Source organism: Allobosea sp. Leaf344, from assembly GCF_001426225.1.
Classification (GTDB): domain Bacteria; phylum Pseudomonadota; class Alphaproteobacteria; order Rhizobiales; family Beijerinckiaceae; genus Allobosea.
The window spans coordinates 1,091,385-1,107,297 of record NZ_LMRT01000001.1 but is presented as its reverse complement, the minus strand read 5'-3'; the positions used below and the strand labels follow the sequence as shown (position 1 = coordinate 1,107,297).

Here is a 15,913-nt window from a genome sequence, read left to right as displayed (position 1 = left end):
CGTCCCGGCGCACCGCCACGCTACGCCCCTCGCTCCTCGCCAGGAAGATTTGATGTCGCGCGCCATCGCCGGCCCCGAGATCGAGCGGCTGATCCAGTTGCTGGCGCGGCTGCCGGGGCTCGGGCCGCGCTCGGCGCGGCGCGCCGCCCTCCATCTGGTCAAGAAGCGGGAGGCGCTGCTCGGGCCTTTGGCGGAAGCGATGGCGGTGGCGCGGGAGCGCATCGTCGTCTGCCGGAGCTGCGGCAATATCGACACCAGCGACCCCTGTTCGCTCTGCTGCGATCCGCGCCGCGACGACAGCCAGATCGTGGTCGTCGCCGATATCGCCGATCTCTGGGCGCTGGAACGGTCGGGCGCCGTCGCCGGGCGCTACCATGTGCTGGGCGGCGTGCTCTCGGCGCTCGACGGGGTGCGGCCCGAGCATTTGACCCTGGATCAGCTGGTGACGCGCGCGGCCGATCCGCGGGTCAAGGAGATCATCCTGGCGCTCAACGCCACGGTCGACGGCCAGACCACCGCGCATTTCATCACGGATGCGCTGGCGCATCTGCCGGTCAGGGTGACGAAGCTCGCCCATGGCGTCCCCGTCGGCGGCGAGCTCGACTATCTCGACGACGGCACCCTCGCCGCGGCGATCCGCCAGCGCACCGGCTTCTGAGGCAGCACGCTCCGATTTCCATACGAGAGCGCCCCGCTCGCAGCCGGCCGAAGCCGGAGCGAGTCGGGGCGCAAAATCGCGAAAAGCGGCGTCAGAATTTGTAGGCGACGCTGGCCCGGAGCGCATGGGTGCGCGGGTTGTGCTCGGCGGTCAGGCCGAGAAAGGCGCCGCGGGCGGTATAGTCGAAGCGGCCGTAATCGGTATAGCGATAGTCGAGGCCGAGGATGATGGTGTCGGACATCGCGTAATTCGCGCCGGCGCCGACCGTCCAGCCGGTGCGCGAGAATTTTCCGCCCTCGCCGGCATTCACCGCCGGGAGCGGGTTGAAATAGCTGTATTCGAAGCGCGAGAAGCTGACGCCGCCCGAGCCGTAGACCATCAGCCGGTCGAAGGCGTAGCCGAGGCGGGCCCGGACAGAGCCCTGCCAATCCTGTTTGACGCGGACGATGCCGCCGGGATCGACCACGGGGCCGGGGCGTCCGCCCGGATCGTCGAAGCCGCCGCTGGCATTGCTGGCCTCCAGATCGCCTTCGACACCGAGGACGAGCGCGCCCATCTGGTAGTTGAAGCCGAGATGCCCGCCGCCGACCAGGCTGTCGGCGCTGTGATCATGGATCGAATCGGCGCGCAGCGGCACGCGGCCGGCGGTGACGAATTGCTGGGTTCTGTCCTGGCCCCAGGAATGGCCGATCTGCAGGCCGGCATAGAAGCCGGTCCAGTCGAAGAAGCTCGGCAGCGGCGGCGCCATCGGCAGAAGCTTGGAGGACGGCAGATCGGCCGCCGATACGGCGCCGCTGCCCAGGATCATCAGGGTGGCCAGCGCGCGTCTCAGATGCGTTCTCATCGCGATCTCTACTCTCGGACGGAATCGGTGGCCCGGCCTCGCGCTGCGCGCTGCCGTCGCGGCCGGCTGGACCCTCCCGCGCGTTCGTCGCACGCCACGGTCTGGCTTCATATGAAAGCGTTAAGGTTAACAATCGGCTAAGCCACAAGTGGCGAGCGCCCGCGGGCTGCGGCGGCCGGGCCCGTGGCGCCTTTGCGCACTCTGCCGCAGGCAGGAACATTTGGAGCGGGCTGCCGTTGCTGGCAGGCTGCCGCTCGAGCGGCGGAGACACCGGGCCGATGGCTGAGACCAAGCTTCCCACCTTCCTGAAGCGTGTGACCGGTGCGGCCGGGATCGGCGTCGCGCTGGGCTATGCGCTGGAGCGCATCCAGCGCCGCTTCGGCCAGGCGGAGGAGGAGGTCGCGCGCGGGCGCGCCGCATGCTCGCCGCTCGACATGACCTGGCTCGGCTGGAAGGACGTGATGCTCCGCTTCGCCGACAACGTCATCGAGAACCGGCTGATGTCGCTGGCCGGTGCGGTCGCCTTCTTCGCGCTGCTCTCGATGGTGCCGGCGCTCTCGCTGTTCGTCACCGTCTACCGCTTCTTCACCGACCCCTCCACCATCGCGGCCCAGCTCGACGGGCTCACCACCGTGTTCCCGCAGGCGGCGCGCGACCTGATCCACGAACAGGCGATGCGCCTCGCCCTGCAGAACGTCTCGACCCTGTCGCTGACCTTCATCATCAGCTTTCTCGTCGCCGCCTGGAGCGCGAACGCCGCGGTGAAGGCGATCTTCGACGCGCTCAACATCATCTATCGCGAGAGCGAGAAGCGCAGCTTCGTCAAGCTCAACATCGTCTCCTTCCTGACCACGATCAGCGGCGTCTTCCTGCTGATGATCGCACTCATCGTCATCGCCAGCGTGCCGGTGATCACCGCGCTGTTCCCCTTCCAGTTCAACCTCGAGCGCATCGTCCGCCTCGTGCGCTGGCCGGCCTTCTTCATGGTGGCGATGCTGTCGATCGCGACGCTGTACTGGATCGGCCCCAGCCGCCATCCCGCGCGCTTCTCCTGGGTGCTGCCGGGCGCCTTCGCCGCGGCGCTGCTCTGGGGCGCCGCCTCCTGGGCCTTCTCCTGGTATGTCAGCACGCTCGGCAACTACACCGCCACCTATGGCTCGCTGGCGACGGTGGTCGTCTTCATGACCTGGCTCTGGCTGTCCGCGATGATCGTGCTGGCGGGGGCCGAGTTCAACGCGGAGCTGGAACATCAGACCGCCCGCGATTCCACCATTGGCCGCCCGAAGCCGATGGGCCTGCGCGGCGCCACCATGGCCGACACGCTCGGACCGCCCGTCGCAGAGGAGTGACCCTTGCTCGATCCCGATACCACCCGCCATGCCGATCTGCGGAGCGGCAACCCGCCCTGGCTCGCCGGCGTCACCCGTCCCGTCGGTGCCGCGCCGCAGGCGGATCTGCGCTGCGAGGTCGCGATCATCGGCGGCGGCATCACCGGCTGCATGATGGCCGAGCATCTGACCGCGATGGGGCGCGACGTCGTCCTCGTCGACCGCGAGCGCGCCGGCTTCGGCAGCACCCTGGCCAGCACGGCGATGCTGCAATGGGAAATCGACCTGCCCCTGCGTCGCCTCGCCGCGCTCTATGGTTTCGAGGCCGCGGCCGATGTCTACAGGCGCAGCTTCAGCGCCGTCGCGGGGTTGACCGATCTCGCCGGCGAACTGGGCCTGTCCTGCAATTTTCTGCCGCGCGACACAATCTACCTCTCCTCGGGCGAGATCGGCCGGCGCGAATTGCAGGAGGAATCCGAGCTGCGTCACCGGGCCGGCCTGCCCGGCCTGCTGCTGGACCACCCGACCCTGCTCGCCAATTTCGGGCTCGACCGCGAGGCGGCGATCGTCTCGCCCGGCTCGGCCGAGGCCGATCCGCTCAGCCTCTGCCATGCGCTGCTCGATGTCGCCGCCCGCCGCGGTGCGAGGATCCTGCGCGACGAGGCCGTGAGCTTCGACGGAACCGCGAATGCGGCGGCCGTGATCCTGTCGGGCGGGCAGGTGATCGAGGCCGAGCATGTCGTGCTCGCGACCGGCTATGTCATGCCCGATTGCGTGGTCAGCGACCTCCACCAGATCGCGTCGAGCTGGGCCCTGGCCACGGTGCCGCAGGGGCCGCAGGGGCTCTGGCCGAGCCGCGCGCTGATCTGGGAAGCGAGCGAGGATTATGTCTATTGCCGCACGACGAGCGAGGGCCGCATCGTCTTCGGCGGCGAGGATGAGGAGCATGACGACCCCGCCCGCCGCGAGGCGCAGGCCGATGCCAAGACGGCCGCTTTGCAGGAGAAGCTGCGGGCGCTGCTCCCGGCCGCCGATTCCCGCGTCAGCCATCACTGGTCGGGCGCCTTCGGCAAGACCGCCGACGGGCTGCCGCTGATCGGCCGGGTGCCCGGCCAGCCGCGCATGCTGGCCGCCTATGGCTATGGCGGAAACGGCATCACCTTCAGCTTTCTCGCCTCCCGCCTGCTCGGTGCCCTGATCGCCGGCGAGGAACGGCCCTGGTTCCGCCATTTCGCCATCGACCGGCCGCACCCGCTCTGACGGGCGGCGGTGATTGCGGCGGCGCAATCGCATCTTTGCCGGACTGGAGGGCGACAAGCCCGGCTGCGCTCGCCATCTTCGAGGCAGCGGCGGCTCGCCGCGGCGGGAGGTGGCGATGCGGGCTGAACGGATGAGCATGACGGCCGAGCGGCCTGCGACGCCGGAGGCGCATGATGCGCCGGTCCATATCGGCGCGGTCGCCCTGCGCGTCTTCGACCTGCCGGCGCTGACCGCCTTCTACCGCGACAGGATCGGGCTCTCCGTGCTGTCGCAATCGCAGGACGAGGTCGCGCTCGGCATCGACGGCGTGCTGCTCGTTACGCTGCTGCCCGGCGCCTCCCGGCCGAGCTCGCCCGCCGGCCTGTTCCACCTCGCCTTGCTACTGCCCTCCCGGCAGGCGCTCGCGGATTGGCTCGCTCATGCCGCCCGGGCGGGTGTCGTCCTGGAGGGCGCATCCGACCATCTGGTCAGCGAGGCGCTCTATCTCTCCGATCCCGAGGGCAACGGCATCGAGATCTATCGCGACCGGGCCCGGGCGGAATGGCCGCGCGAGGACGGCGCGATCCGCATGGCGACGGAGCGGCTCGACCTGCAGGCCCTGCTCGCCGAGGCACGGGACGAGCCCGGTGCAGCGCTGCCGGCGGGCACCCGGATGGGCCATGTCCATCTGCGTGTCGGCGATACCTCAGCCGCGGAAGCCTTCTATGTCGGCCGGCTCGGCTTCGCGCTGATGCTGCGCTATCCCGGCGCGAGCTTCATGGCGACGGGCAGCTATCACCACCACATCGCCGCCAATGTCTGGAACAGCCGCGGCGCCGGGCCACGTCGCGAAGGCGAGGCGGGGCTCGCTCATGTCGCGCTGCAGGCGCGCGACGCCGAGGCCTTCGCGGCGCTGCGGGCGAGGATGCTGGAGGCCGGCGGCACCGAGACGGACGAGGGGCCCGCCATCGCCGATCCCTGGGGCAACCGGCTGGTGTTGCGGCGCTGACCGCCGCGCGGGTCAGCGGTGGACGGAGACGCTGGCGGCGCGCTCATGGCGGGCCAGCGCATGGCCGATCAGCACATCCATCAGGGCACTCTGCGTCAGCCCGCTCGCCTCCCACAGCTTCGGATACATGCTGATATCGGTGAAACCCGGCAGGGTATTGGCCTCGTTGACGAGGATCCGCTCGCCGCTCAGGAAGAAGTCGATCCGGGCCATGCCCTCGCAGCACAAGGTCTCGAAGGTGCGGATCGCCAGCGCCTGGAAGGTCTCGGTCAGCTCCGGGGTCAGCCGCGCCGGGATCATCAGCGCCGCCCCCTCCGCATCGGTGTATTTCGCGGTGTAGGAGTAGAAGCCGTGCTTGCCATGCGGCACGATCTCGCCCAGCGCCGAGGCGCGCAAGCGGCCCTGCGCATCCTCCAGCACCGAGCATTCGATCTCGCGCACGCCGGGCACGCCTTCCTCGACCAGGATCTTGCGGTCGAAGCGGAAGGCCTCCGCGCAGGCCGCCGCGAACGTCTCCGCCGAATGCGCCCGCGAGACGCCGACCGAGGAGCCCATATTGGCGGGTTTGACGAAAAGCTCGGTGGAGCCCAGCGCCACCACGGCCTCGTCATAGCCGATCGTCGCCGGCGCCTTCAGCGTGATGAAGCGCGCGCTGGGCAGGCCGGCATCGCGCAGCAGGCGCTTGGCGACATCCTTGTCCATGGCCGCGGCGGAGCCGACGACGCCCGATCCGACATAGGGCACATCGGCGAGCTCGAGCGCACCCTGCACCGTGCCATCCTCGCCATGCGGCCCGTGCAGCACGGGAAACACCGCGTCGAAGCCCCGGATCTCGCCGGTCTCGGCCATGACCCGCCCGCGACCGCCGGGGACGAGGGCGAGACGCGGCCCGTCTTCCGGCACGGCGAGCGCGGAAGCCCCGGTCCCGGCGCCATTGCCGGCATCGGCCTGGATCCAGCGCCCGTCGCGGGTGATGGCGACCAGCACCGGCTCGTAGCGCTGCGGATCGAGCGAGCGCAGCACATTCGCCGCCGAGGCGCGCGACACGTCATGTTCGGCCGATCGCCCCCCGAAGAGGATCGCGACCCTCAACCTGCGCTCGTCCATGATCGATGACCCCCCGGCTCGGACCGTCGCTGCGCTCGGCGATCCCCGTCCGATCGGCAGGCGGATCGCGGCGCGGGCAAGGCGCCCGCGCCACGATGGTCAGATCAGATTCGCGAGGCTTTTGCGAATGCTCTTGTTCGGGACTCAGAGCCCTTCGAACAGCGCGCTCGAAATATAGCGCTCGGCGAAGGAGGGGATGATCACCACGATGGTCTTGCCGGCGTTTTCGGGCCTCGCGCCGACCTCGAGCGCCGCGGCGATCGCCGCGCCCGAGGAGATGCCGGCCGGGATACCCTCCGACTTGGCCAGCGCCCGCGAGGTCTCGAAGGCGGTCTGGTTGCCGACCGTGACCACCTCGTCGATCACCGAGCGGTCGAGCACGCCCGGCACGAAGCCGGCGCCGATGCCCTGGATTTTGTGAGGACCGGCCGCGCCGCCCGAGAGCACCGGCGAATCCTCCGGCTCGACCGCGACGATCTGCACGCCGGGCTTCTTCTGCTTCAGCACCTGGCCGACGCCGGTGATTGTGCCCCCCGTGCCGACGCCGGAGATGAAGATGTCGACCCGGCCTTCGGTGTCGTTCCAGATCTCCTCGGCCGTGGTGTGGCGGTGGATCTCCGGATTATGCGGGTTCTCGAATTGCTGCGGAATGATCGCGCCCGGGATCTCGGCCTTCAGCTCCTCGGCGCGCGCCACGGCGCCGCGCATGCCGCCCGGCCCCGGCGTCAGCACCAGCTCGGCGCCGAGCAGCGCCAGCATCTTGCGGCGCTCGATCGACATCGTCTCCGGCATCACCAGGATCAGGCGGTAGCCGCGGGCCGCCGCGACGAACGCCAAGGCGATGCCGGTATTGCCCGAGGTCGGCTCGATCAGTGTCCCGCCCGGCTTCAGCGCGCCGGAGGCCTCCAGCGCGTCGATCATGTTGACGCCGATACGGTCCTTGACGCTCGATATCGGGTTGAAGAATTCGAGCTTGGCCAGGATCGTCGCCTTGACGCCACGTTCGGCCGGCAACCTGTTCAGCCTGACCAGCGGCGTATCGCCGATCGTATCGGTGATCGACTCGTAGACCCGGCCGCGGCCGGGGGATTTCAGCGGGGCGGGGGTGAGCTTGCGGGCGGCTTCGGCCATGGGGGCTCTCCTGAAGCGAGCTTCGATGGAGCCAGGCTACGCCTATTCACGTCATCTGTCGATAAATTAAATAAATCACATTTCAGATTGTGAAATCAGCCAGGGGTTCCTGCCCGCGCACCAGCGCGCTGCCCTCCGCCTCCCGGCACAGATCCTCCACGGTGACGCCGTCGAGCACGGCCAGGAAGGCTTCGCCCGCGCGGCCGACCTGCGGCCCGATCACCGCGTCGATCAGCGCCGATTTCGGCAGCGGGCCCAGCACGTCGTCGCCGGCCTCCTGCATCGCGGCGCGCGCGATGTCGCCGGCGGTGATCCGGCGGCGCTCGCGGGCGAGCTCGTAGCCGCCGCGCGGGCCGCGCACCCCTTTGAGGATGCCGACGCGCACCAGCGCCTGCAGCAGGGTCTCGAGATGGCGGGGCGGCAGGTCGTGCCGCGCCGCCAGCATCTTTGCGGCGACGGGGCTCGGCCGCGCATGCAGCGCGATGTCGACGACGGCCGCAATGGCGAGCAGGCTGCGGCGCGAGAGCAGATTCACGACGACGTCCCCTTGCTGGTCTCGATCATGCCGGTGGAGCCGAAGCCGCCCGCGCCCCGCGCCGTCGCGTCGAGCGTCTCGCTCTCGACCAGGCTGACGCGGGTCACGGGCGCGATCACCAGCTGCGCGATGCGGTCGCCATGGCCGATGGTGACGGCGGCCCGGCCATGGTTGATCAGGATGACCTTGACCTCGCCGCGATAATCGCTGTCGACCGTCCCGGGCGCGTTCAGCACGGTGACGCCATGTCGGGCGGCGAGGCCGGAGCGCGGCCGGACCTGGCCCTCGAACCCCTCTGGCAATTGCAGCATCAGCCCCGTCGGCACCAGCACCTGTGCGGCGGGCGACAGGGTGAGGCTCTGCCCGGCACCGAGAGCGGCGCGCAGGTCGAGACCGGCGGCGCCCGCCGTCTCATAGGCGGGCAGCGGCAGGTCCGCGGCATGCGGCAGGCGGCGCACCGCGATCCGCGTGCTCACGGCTTGCGCCCCGTCAGCCGCGCGAGATGGGCGACGAGCCGCTGCGCCACCTCATCCTTGGGCAGGGTCGGCCAGGTCTCGACGCCGGCGGCCGAGACCAGATGCACGGTATTGGCGTCGCCGCCCATCACCCCGGTACCGCCGACATCATTGGCGACGATCAGGTCACAGCCCTTGCGGGCGAGCTTGGCGCGGGCGTGATCGAGCACGGTCTCGGTTTCGGCCGCGAAGCCGACCACCAGAGCCGGGCGCCCCTCGGAGCGCTGCGCGACGCTGCGCAGAATGTCGGGATTCTCGACCAGCGCCAGCGCCGGCGTGCCGGCCTCGCCCTTCTTCAGCTTTTCCGGCGCGGCATCGGCGACCCGCCAATCCGCGACGGCCGCGGCGAAGATCGCGATGTCCGCGGGCAGCGCCTGTTCCACCGCCGCCAGCATCTCCCGCGCCGATTCGACATGGAGCGTGGTCACGCCGGGTGGATCGGGCAGTTTCACCGGCCCGGAGACGAGCGTCACCTTCGCCCCCGCCGCGGCGGCGGCCGCGGCGATGGCATGGCCCTGCTTGCCCGAGGAGCGATTGGCGATGTAGCGCACCGGGTCGATCGGCTCATGCGTCGGCCCCGAAGTCACCAGCACATGGCGGCCGGCCAGCGCCTGGCCTCCGCCATCGGCGATCCGCCCGAGAAAGCCGATGGCGCGCGGTTCCAAAGCCGGCTCGCCGGCCAGAGCGAGCTCGATCGCGGCCAAAATCTCGGCCGGCTCCGCCATCCGCCCGACCCCGCTCTCGCCGCGCTCGGCCATCGCCCCGGCATTCGGCCCGACGACGAGGACGCCGTCCTTCCGCAGCTGGGCGAGGTTGCGGCGCGTCGCCGGATGGTCCCACATCCGCGGGTTCATCGCCGGCGCGATCAGCACGCGCTTGTCGGTAGCGAGCAGCGCGGTGGAGGCGAGATCATTGGCGAGCCCGGTCGCCATCTTCGCCATCAGATCGGCCGTGGCCGGGGCCACCACGAGCAGGTCCGTCGAGCGCGACAGCGCGATATGGCCGATATCGGCCTCGTCCGTCAGCGAGAACAGATCGGTGAAGCAGCGCTCGCCCGCCAGTGACGACACGGCGAGGGGGGTCACGAACTGCGCCCCGGCCTTGGTCAGGATGGCGCGGGTGGCGATGCCGCGATCCTTGAGCCGCCGGATCAGCTCGAGGCATTTATAGGCGGCGATGCCGCCGCCGATGATCAGCAGGATCGAGCGGGAGGGTGGCAAGGGCATGAGGCTCCGGATACGCGACGGCAGTGTCGTAGCATCAGCCGGGCCGGCCTGTCATCGGCAGCCGGCCTGGCAGCGCGGGGGGGGCGCAGCAAGCGGCGCGGCTAGCGGAAGGGCGGCTCGTCGAAGCTCCTGAGCTTGCGGGAATGGATGGTCGAGCCCGCCTCCTTCAGCTTCTCCAGCGCCGCGAGGCCGATGCGCAGATGCTCGCTCACCGCACGCTCATAGAAGGCGTTGGCGGCGCCCGGCAGCTTGATCTCGCCATGCAGCGGCTTGTCGGAGACGCAGAGCAACGTGCCATAGGGCACGCGCAGCCTGTAGCCCTGGGCGGCGATGGTGCCCGATTCCATGTCGACCGCGATGGCGCGCGACAGGTTGATGCGGCGGCGCTCCTTGGTCCAGCGCAGTTCCCAGTTGCGGTCGTCCTGCGTCACCACCGTGCCGGTGCGCAGCCGGTTCTTCAGCCGGTCGCCGCTCTCCCCGGTGATCTCCGCCGCCGCCTGCTGCAGCGCGACCTGCACCTCGGCCAGCGCCGGGATCGGCACCTCCGGCGGCACCAGCTCGTCCAGGATGTGGTCCTGGCGCAGATAGGCATGGGCGAGCACGTAGTCGCCGATGATCTGCGTCTGCCGCAGCCCGCCGCAATGGCCGACCATCAGCCAGCAATTGGGCCTCAGCACCGCGAGATGATCGGTGATGTTCTTGGCGTTGGAGGGGCCGACGCCGATATTGATCAGGGTCACGCCCTGGCCGGTCTCGCGGATCAGGTGGTAGGCCGGCATCTGGAAACGGTGCCAGGGGGCCGCCATCACCCGCTCGGCGGCGCTGACGTCGATCCCGTCGCGCTCGATCCGCACCCCGCCCGGCGTCACCAGCGCCTGCGCCGTCCCGGCCTCGATCTCGGCCAGGCCGAGCCGCACGAACTGGTCGACATAGCGGTGATAATTCGTCAGCAGCACCCAGGGCTGCACCGCCCGCCAATCCGTGCCGGTGTAATGCACCAGCCGTCGCAGCGAATAATCGACGCGCACCGCATCGAACAGCGACAGGGGCCGCGGCTCGCCATCCACCAGTTCGAAGGTGCCGTCGGCGATCTCGTCCCCGACCAGCGAGAGCAGCGGCGTCGGGAGATGCCGCGCCAGCTCGGCGGCCGTCACCTTGCCGCGGCCGAGCTCGTCCCCGCCTTCCAGCGCATAGGGATAGGGGATTTCCTGCTGGCTGACCCCGGTCTCGAGCGTCGCGCCATATTCGGCCACCAGCGGGCGCAGCTGGTCGAGCAGATAGGCGCGGAACTCCTGCGGATGCGTCACCGTGGTGGAATAGACCCCGGGCGCGGCGAATTTCGCGTAGCCGCGCCGGGTCGCGGCCGGCAGCTGCGACGGCGCATAGGTCACGCGCAGCAGCGGGTAGCGGTAGAGGCTGCGCTTGGCGGCGTCGGGCGGCTCGCCGGTCGCGAAGAAATGGTGCAGATCGCCGCGCAGAGCCGTCTTCGCCTGTTCGTACAGCGCCTCCAGCCGGTCGACGGCGGCTTCGGGCGTGGCGGCGGTCTCGAAACGCATCGCGGCTGGCATCCTCTGGTTGCGCCCAGCCTAGAGCAAGCCGGGGTGCAGGAAAACCGCAGCGTCAGCCGAAGACGGCGATGGCGACGAGCGCCGCGATGACCCAGAGCGCCCAGTTGCCCCAGCGATTGCGCTGCGCCTCGGCGCGTCCGATCGCCTCGATGCTGCGCTCGTCGAGCGCGAAGCCGCGCCGCGACGCATCCTCGATCTGGCCCAGCACGCGCTCGGCGCGCGCGACCGTGTCGGGCAGGGCGGCCAGGCTGAAGAGCAGCGATTTCGCGCCGCGCCCGGCATCCTCGATCTTGCCGATCGGCCCGAGATTGCGAGTGATCCAGTCGCGCACCACGGGCTCGGCCGTGGTCCACATGTCGAGATGCGGATCGAGCGTGCGCGCCACGCCCTCGACCACCACCATTGTCTTCTGCAGCATGACGAGCTCGGTGCGCGTCGCCATGTCGAACAGGCCGGTGATCTCGAAGAGCAGGGTCAGCACCTTGGCCATCGAGATCTGGTCGGCGCTGCGGTCGTGGATCGGCTCGCCGACGGCGCGGATCGCCTGGGCGAAATCCGCGACCGAATGATGAGCCGGAACATAGCCCGCCTCGAAATGCACCTCGGCGACGCGGGTATAGTCGCGCTGGATGAAGCCGAGCAGGATCTCCGCCAGGAAGCGCCGCTCCTTGGGGCCAAGCCGCCCCATGATGCCGCCATCGACCGCGACGAGGCGGCCCTGCGCATCGACGAAGAGATTGCCCGGATGCATGTCGGCATGGAAGAAGCCGTCGCGGATCGCGTGTTTCAGGAAGGACTGGATCACCGTCTGCGCCAGCGCGACGAGATCATGCCCCGCCGCCTGCAGCCCGGCGATGTCCGACAGGCGCACCCCGTCGATCCATTCATCGACCAGCATCTCGCGCGCGGTCAGCTGCCAATCCGGCTCCGGCACCCGGAAATCGGCATCCTCGCGGGTGTTCTCGGCGAATTCGGAGAGCGCGGCGGCTTCCAGCCGCAGATCCATCTCCATCGTCACCGAGCGCGCCAGCGTGTCGACGACGCCGGAAAAGCGCAGCCGGCGTGCTTCCGCCGAGCGCCGCTCGGCCCATTCCGCGCCGAAGCGCATGGCCGCGAGATCGCGCTGGAACCGGTCGCGAATGCCCGGCCGCAGCACCTTCACCGCGACCTCGCGCCCATCCTTCAGCCGCGCCCGATGCACCTGCGCGATCGAGGCGGCGGCGACGGGCGGGCCGAATTCGGCGAAGACCTGCTCGGCCGGCAGCCCATGGGCGGCGGCGATCGTGGCCCGCGCCTGCTCCATCGGGAAGGGCGGCATCCGGTCCTGGAGCGCCGAGAGATCGGCGGCGATCCGCATGCCCACGACATCGGGCCGCGTCGCCAGGAACTGGCCGAACTTGACGTAGCTCGGCCCCAGCCGCTCCAGCGCCGCGGCCAGCCGCGTCGCCGAAGAGCCGGCGCCCGGCCGCTCGATCAGCCGCCCGAGCCGGATCGCGCCGCGCGCCAGCGGCGGCAGCACCGAGGGATCGACCAGCGCCAGCGCGCCCTCACGGGCCAGCACGAACCCGATCCGCGCGGTGCGGGCGATGTGGAACAGCGAGGCGATCATGAGCGGGCCGGAATGCGCGTCACAGCTTCCAGCCCGAATGCAGCGCCACCACCCCGCCGGTCATCGGCGTGTAGCGCGCGCGGCGGAACCCCGCCTCCTCCATCATCGCGGCGAAAGCCTGCGGCTTCGGGAATTTGCGGATCGATTCCACCAGATATTGGTAGGGCTCGGCCTCGCCGGTCACCATCCGCCCCATCGGCGGGATCACGTTGAAGGAATAGGCCTCGTAGATCCTGTCGAGCAGCGGCACGTCGACATGGCTGAATTCGAGGCAGAGGAAGCGCCCGCCGCGCTTCAGCACGCGATGGGCCTCCGCCAAAGCGAGGTCGATCTGCGGCACGTTGCGGATGCCGAAGGCGATCGTATAGGCGTCGAAATGCCCCTCCGGCAGAGCGAGCGCCTCGGCATTGCCCTGCACGAAGCGGATGCGCCCATCCCCGGGAAAGCGCCGCTGCGCACGCTCGCGCCCGACGCTCAGCATCTCGGCATTGATGTCGAGCACCGTGACGTCGGCCTGCGGGCCGGCGGCCTCCAGCACCTGGAAAGCGACGTCCCCCGTGCCGCCGGCGACGTCGAGATGGTGGAAGGGCCGGTCCCGCGCCGGTTTCAGCGTGGTGATCAGCGCATCTTTCCAGATCCGGTGCAGCCCGCCCGACATCAGGTCGTTCATCAGATCGTAGCGACCCGCCACCTTGTGGAAGACATCGTCGACCTTCGCCTGCTTCTGGGCGAGCGGCACGGTCTCATAGCCGAAATGGGTGGTGTCGGAGGCTGCTGTCACGATCGGGCTGCTCTTGTGTTTGGCTCCCGCGATGAATAGCGAAACTGTCCGGGCTTGTCGCGGCCCGTCTCGACGCAGGCTCGGAGCGCGCAAGGACAGATGCCGGAACTTCCCGAGGTCGAAACCGTCCGGCGCGGGCTGGAGCCCGCTCTGGTCGGGCAGATCATCGCCGCGGTCGAGCTGCGCCGGCCCGATCTGCGCTTCCCCCTGCCGGAGCGCTTCGTCGCGCGGCTGACCGGGCGGCGGGTCGAGGCGCTGTCGCGGCGCGCCAAATATCTGATCGCCGATCTCGACGACGGATCGGCGCTGATCATGCATCTCGGGATGAGCGGCCGTTTCGTGGTCGAGGCACCGGGGACAAAGCCGGTGGAGCCCGGCGCCTTCTACAGCGAGGTCGGCCGGCATCCGCAGCATGACCATGTCGTCTTCCATCTCGGCAGCGGCGCCCGCATCACCTATAACGACGTGCGCCGCTTCGGCTTCATGGATCTGGTGGCGCGCGCCGATCTCGCCACCACGGGCCATTTCCGGGCGATGGGGATCGAGCCGCTCGGCAACGAACTCTCGGGCGAGACGCTGGCGCGGCTCTTCGCCGGCCGGGCCGCGCCGCTGAAGGCCGCGCTGCTCGACCAGCGCCTGGTCGCGGGTCTCGGCAACATCTATGTCTGCGAGGCGCTGTTCCGCGCCGGGCTGCATCCGCAGGCCCCGGCCGGCAGCCTCGCCACCGCCACCGGGCGTCCGCGTGCGAGCGCGCACAGGCTGGCCGCGATCATCCGCGAGGTGCTCGAGGAGGCGGTCGCCGCCGGCGGCTCGACCTTGCGCGACTTCGCCCATGCCGACGGGTCGCTCGGCTATTTCCAGCATCGCTTCCGCGTCTATGACCGCGAGGGCGAACCCTGCCCGACGCCGGGCTGCGGCGCCCCCGTCAGGCGCCTCGTCCAGTCCGGCCGCTCGACCTTCTATTGCGAGCGCTGTCAGCCGCGCGGCTGAGGCGGCGCCCCGGGCTGGCCGGCCACACATTCGAGATCGCGGTCGATCAGCCCCCAGCTCGGCGCCGAACCGGTCCAGATGAAGCCCTCCGGCCGGCCGAGCTCGGGGTCGTCGAGGGCCCCGGCCCGCACCACCATCAGCTGCGGCCGCCCCGAGGAGGCGCTGAACAGCGGCGTGCCGCAGCGCGTGCAGAAGCTGCGCCGCATCCGGTTGCCGCTATCGGCGTCGCTCTCATAGACGTCGGTCTCGCCGGTGATCTCGCTGCCCTCGGTCGCGACGATCAGGTTGATCGAGGTGTTGCCGGAGGAGAGGAACTGACAGTCGCGGCACCAGCAGGCGCGCCGCGCCAGCACCGGGCCGCGCAGCCGGAAGCGGACGGAGCCGCACAGGCAACCGCCGGTCACGGGCGCGGATGGGGAGGGTGAGGCGCTGTCCGGCATGGCTCTTTCCTGATGGGGAGACGGGAGTGAAGACCATCGGGAAGGCCCGGGCAAGCCGGCGCCGCCCCATCCGGCTCTGCACCGGCGCGCATGGACCGCCGCCCCGCCTGCGGCTACATCTGCCCCGGCAGAAACAGCGGGAGGCCGGCATGGCTTATGAGACCATTCTCGTCGAGGTGAAGGGCAGGGTCGGCGTCATCACCCTGAACCGGCCCCAGGCGCTGAACGCCCTGAACGGCCAGCTCATCGCCGAGGTCAATGCGGCGATCGACGGTTTCGAGGCCGATCCCGCGATCGGCTGCATGGTGATCACCGGTTCGGAAAAGGCCTTCGCCGCCGGCGCCGACATCAAGGAGATGCAGGCGCGCAGCTTCCCCGAGACCTATCTCGACGATAAATTCGCCGATTGGGACCGCATCGGCCAGCGCCGCAAGCCGATCATCGCCGCCGTGGCGGGCTTCGCCCTCGGCGGCGGCTGCGAACTCGCCATGATGTGCGACTTCATCATCGCCGCCGACAATGCCAGATTTGGCCAGCCCGAGATCAATCTCGGCGTCATCCCCGGCGCCGGCGGCACGCAGCGCCTGACCAAGGCGATCGGAAAGGCGAAGGCGATGGATCTCTGCCTCACCGGCCGGATGATGGACGCCACCGAGGCGGAACGGGCCGGCCTCGTCGCCCGCATCGTGCCGCTCGCCGAGCTGATGACCGAAGTGATGAAGGCCGCCGACGGTATCGCCGGCAAATCCCTGCCTTCCGTGCTGATGGCGAAGGAGGCGGTGAACCGCGCCTTCGAGGTGACGCTGAGCGAGGGGCTGCGCTTCGAGCGGCGGATCTTTTCCGCCCTCTTCGCGACGCAGGACCAGAAAGAAGGCATGGCGGCCTTCGCCGAGAAGCGCAAAGCCGATTTCCAGAATCGGTGACGCAGGCGGC

The 15,913-nt window shown here is 69.9% G+C and carries 16 protein-coding genes; 6 read left to right on the top strand and 10 right to left on the bottom strand.

Features of this window, described 5'->3' with window-relative positions; genetic code table 11:
* The first annotated feature begins 52 nt into the window (after window positions 1–52).
* Window positions 53–658, top strand: a complete 606-nt coding sequence (gene recR, locus ASG72_RS04910) for a recombination mediator RecR (protein WP_056709559.1) — start codon at window positions 53–55, stop codon at window positions 656–658.
* 91 nt (window positions 659–749) lie between these two features.
* Here the strand turns inward: recR and ASG72_RS04905 are convergent, their stop codons facing one another.
* Window positions 750–1,502 carry an outer membrane protein gene (locus tag ASG72_RS04905; protein ID WP_056709557.1) on the bottom strand — a complete coding sequence of 251 codons (753 nt, stop codon included), beginning with the start codon at window positions 1,500–1,502 and terminating at the stop codon, window positions 750–752.
* A gap of 278 nt (window positions 1,503–1,780) precedes the next feature.
* On the opposite strand from ASG72_RS04905, the gene ASG72_RS04900 reads away from it, so the two are divergent.
* From ASG72_RS04900 to ASG72_RS04890, 3 genes are all read left to right on the top strand, one after another.
* Window positions 1,781–2,851, top strand: a complete 1,071-nt coding sequence (locus ASG72_RS04900) for a YihY/virulence factor BrkB family protein (RefSeq protein WP_156395795.1) — start codon at window positions 1,781–1,783, stop codon at window positions 2,849–2,851.
* 3 nt (window positions 2,852–2,854) lie between these two features.
* Complete coding sequence (locus ASG72_RS04895) at window positions 2,855–4,090, top strand: FAD-binding oxidoreductase (protein WP_056709555.1); 1,236 nt, start codon at window positions 2,855–2,857, stop codon at window positions 4,088–4,090.
* A gap of 130 nt (window positions 4,091–4,220) precedes the next feature.
* Window positions 4,221–5,078 (top strand): VOC family protein, encoded by an 858-nt coding sequence (locus ASG72_RS04890; protein ID WP_200939888.1) that lies wholly within the window; start codon window positions 4,221–4,223, stop codon window positions 5,076–5,078.
* 12 nt (window positions 5,079–5,090) lie between these two features.
* Here ASG72_RS04890 and ASG72_RS04885 read toward each other — a convergent pair whose 3' ends face one another.
* The 8 genes from ASG72_RS04885 to ubiE form a co-directional block, all read right to left on the bottom strand.
* Complete coding sequence (locus ASG72_RS04885) at window positions 5,091–6,185, bottom strand: D-alanine--D-alanine ligase family protein (RefSeq protein ID WP_056709554.1); 1,095 nt, start codon at window positions 6,183–6,185, stop codon at window positions 5,091–5,093.
* Window positions 6,186–6,329: 144 nt separating this feature from the next.
* Window positions 6,330–7,316, bottom strand: coding sequence for a cysteine synthase A (gene cysK, locus ASG72_RS04880; RefSeq protein WP_056709552.1), 987 nt, complete (start codon window positions 7,314–7,316; stop codon window positions 6,330–6,332).
* 82 nt (window positions 7,317–7,398) lie between these two features.
* Window positions 7,399–7,851 (bottom strand): Rrf2 family transcriptional regulator, encoded by a 453-nt coding sequence (locus tag ASG72_RS04875; RefSeq protein WP_056709550.1) that lies wholly within the window; start codon window positions 7,849–7,851, stop codon window positions 7,399–7,401.
* Window positions 7,848–8,327, bottom strand: coding sequence for a dUTP diphosphatase (gene dut / locus ASG72_RS04870; protein WP_056709546.1), 480 nt, complete (start codon window positions 8,325–8,327; stop codon window positions 7,848–7,850). The genes ASG72_RS04875 and dut overlap by 4 nt, the downstream gene beginning before the upstream one ends.
* Complete coding sequence (gene coaBC, locus ASG72_RS04865) at window positions 8,324–9,592, bottom strand: bifunctional phosphopantothenoylcysteine decarboxylase/phosphopantothenate--cysteine ligase CoaBC (RefSeq protein WP_056709544.1); 1,269 nt, start codon at window positions 9,590–9,592, stop codon at window positions 8,324–8,326. Before coaBC ends, dut begins: the two co-directional genes overlap by 4 nt.
* 101 nt (window positions 9,593–9,693) lie before the next feature.
* Window positions 9,694–11,148: an AMP nucleosidase gene (locus ASG72_RS04860; RefSeq protein WP_244488695.1), complete on the bottom strand. Its 1,455-nt coding sequence runs from the start codon at window positions 11,146–11,148 to the stop codon at window positions 9,694–9,696.
* A gap of 64 nt (window positions 11,149–11,212) precedes the next feature.
* Window positions 11,213–12,769: a 2-polyprenylphenol 6-hydroxylase gene (ubiB, locus tag ASG72_RS04855; RefSeq protein WP_056709540.1), complete on the bottom strand. Its 1,557-nt coding sequence runs from the start codon at window positions 12,767–12,769 to the stop codon at window positions 11,213–11,215.
* Between the two features lie 19 nt (window positions 12,770–12,788).
* Window positions 12,789–13,550, bottom strand: coding sequence for a bifunctional demethylmenaquinone methyltransferase/2-methoxy-6-polyprenyl-1,4-benzoquinol methylase UbiE (gene ubiE, locus ASG72_RS04850; RefSeq protein ID WP_056709537.1), 762 nt, complete (start codon window positions 13,548–13,550; stop codon window positions 12,789–12,791).
* 99 nt (window positions 13,551–13,649) lie between these two features.
* Here ubiE and mutM point away from each other — a divergent pair, with 99 nt between their 5' ends.
* A complete protein-coding gene (gene mutM / locus ASG72_RS04845; RefSeq protein ID WP_056709535.1) occupies window positions 13,650–14,540 on the top strand; it encodes a bifunctional DNA-formamidopyrimidine glycosylase/DNA-(apurinic or apyrimidinic site) lyase in 891 nt (296 codons plus the stop codon).
* On the opposite strand, the gene ASG72_RS04840 is transcribed toward mutM, so the two are convergent.
* Window positions 14,525–14,980 carry a GFA family protein gene (locus tag ASG72_RS04840; protein ID WP_056709534.1) on the bottom strand — a complete coding sequence of 152 codons (456 nt, stop codon included), beginning with the start codon at window positions 14,978–14,980 and terminating at the stop codon, window positions 14,525–14,527. The genes mutM and ASG72_RS04840 overlap by 16 nt on opposite strands.
* 149 nt (window positions 14,981–15,129) lie before the next feature.
* On the opposite strand from ASG72_RS04840, the gene ASG72_RS04835 reads away from it, so the two are divergent.
* On the top strand, window positions 15,130–15,903 hold the full coding sequence (locus tag ASG72_RS04835) for an enoyl-CoA hydratase (RefSeq protein WP_056709979.1): 774 nt from the start codon (window positions 15,130–15,132) through the stop codon (window positions 15,901–15,903).
* Window positions 15,904–15,913: the final 10 nt, after the last annotated feature.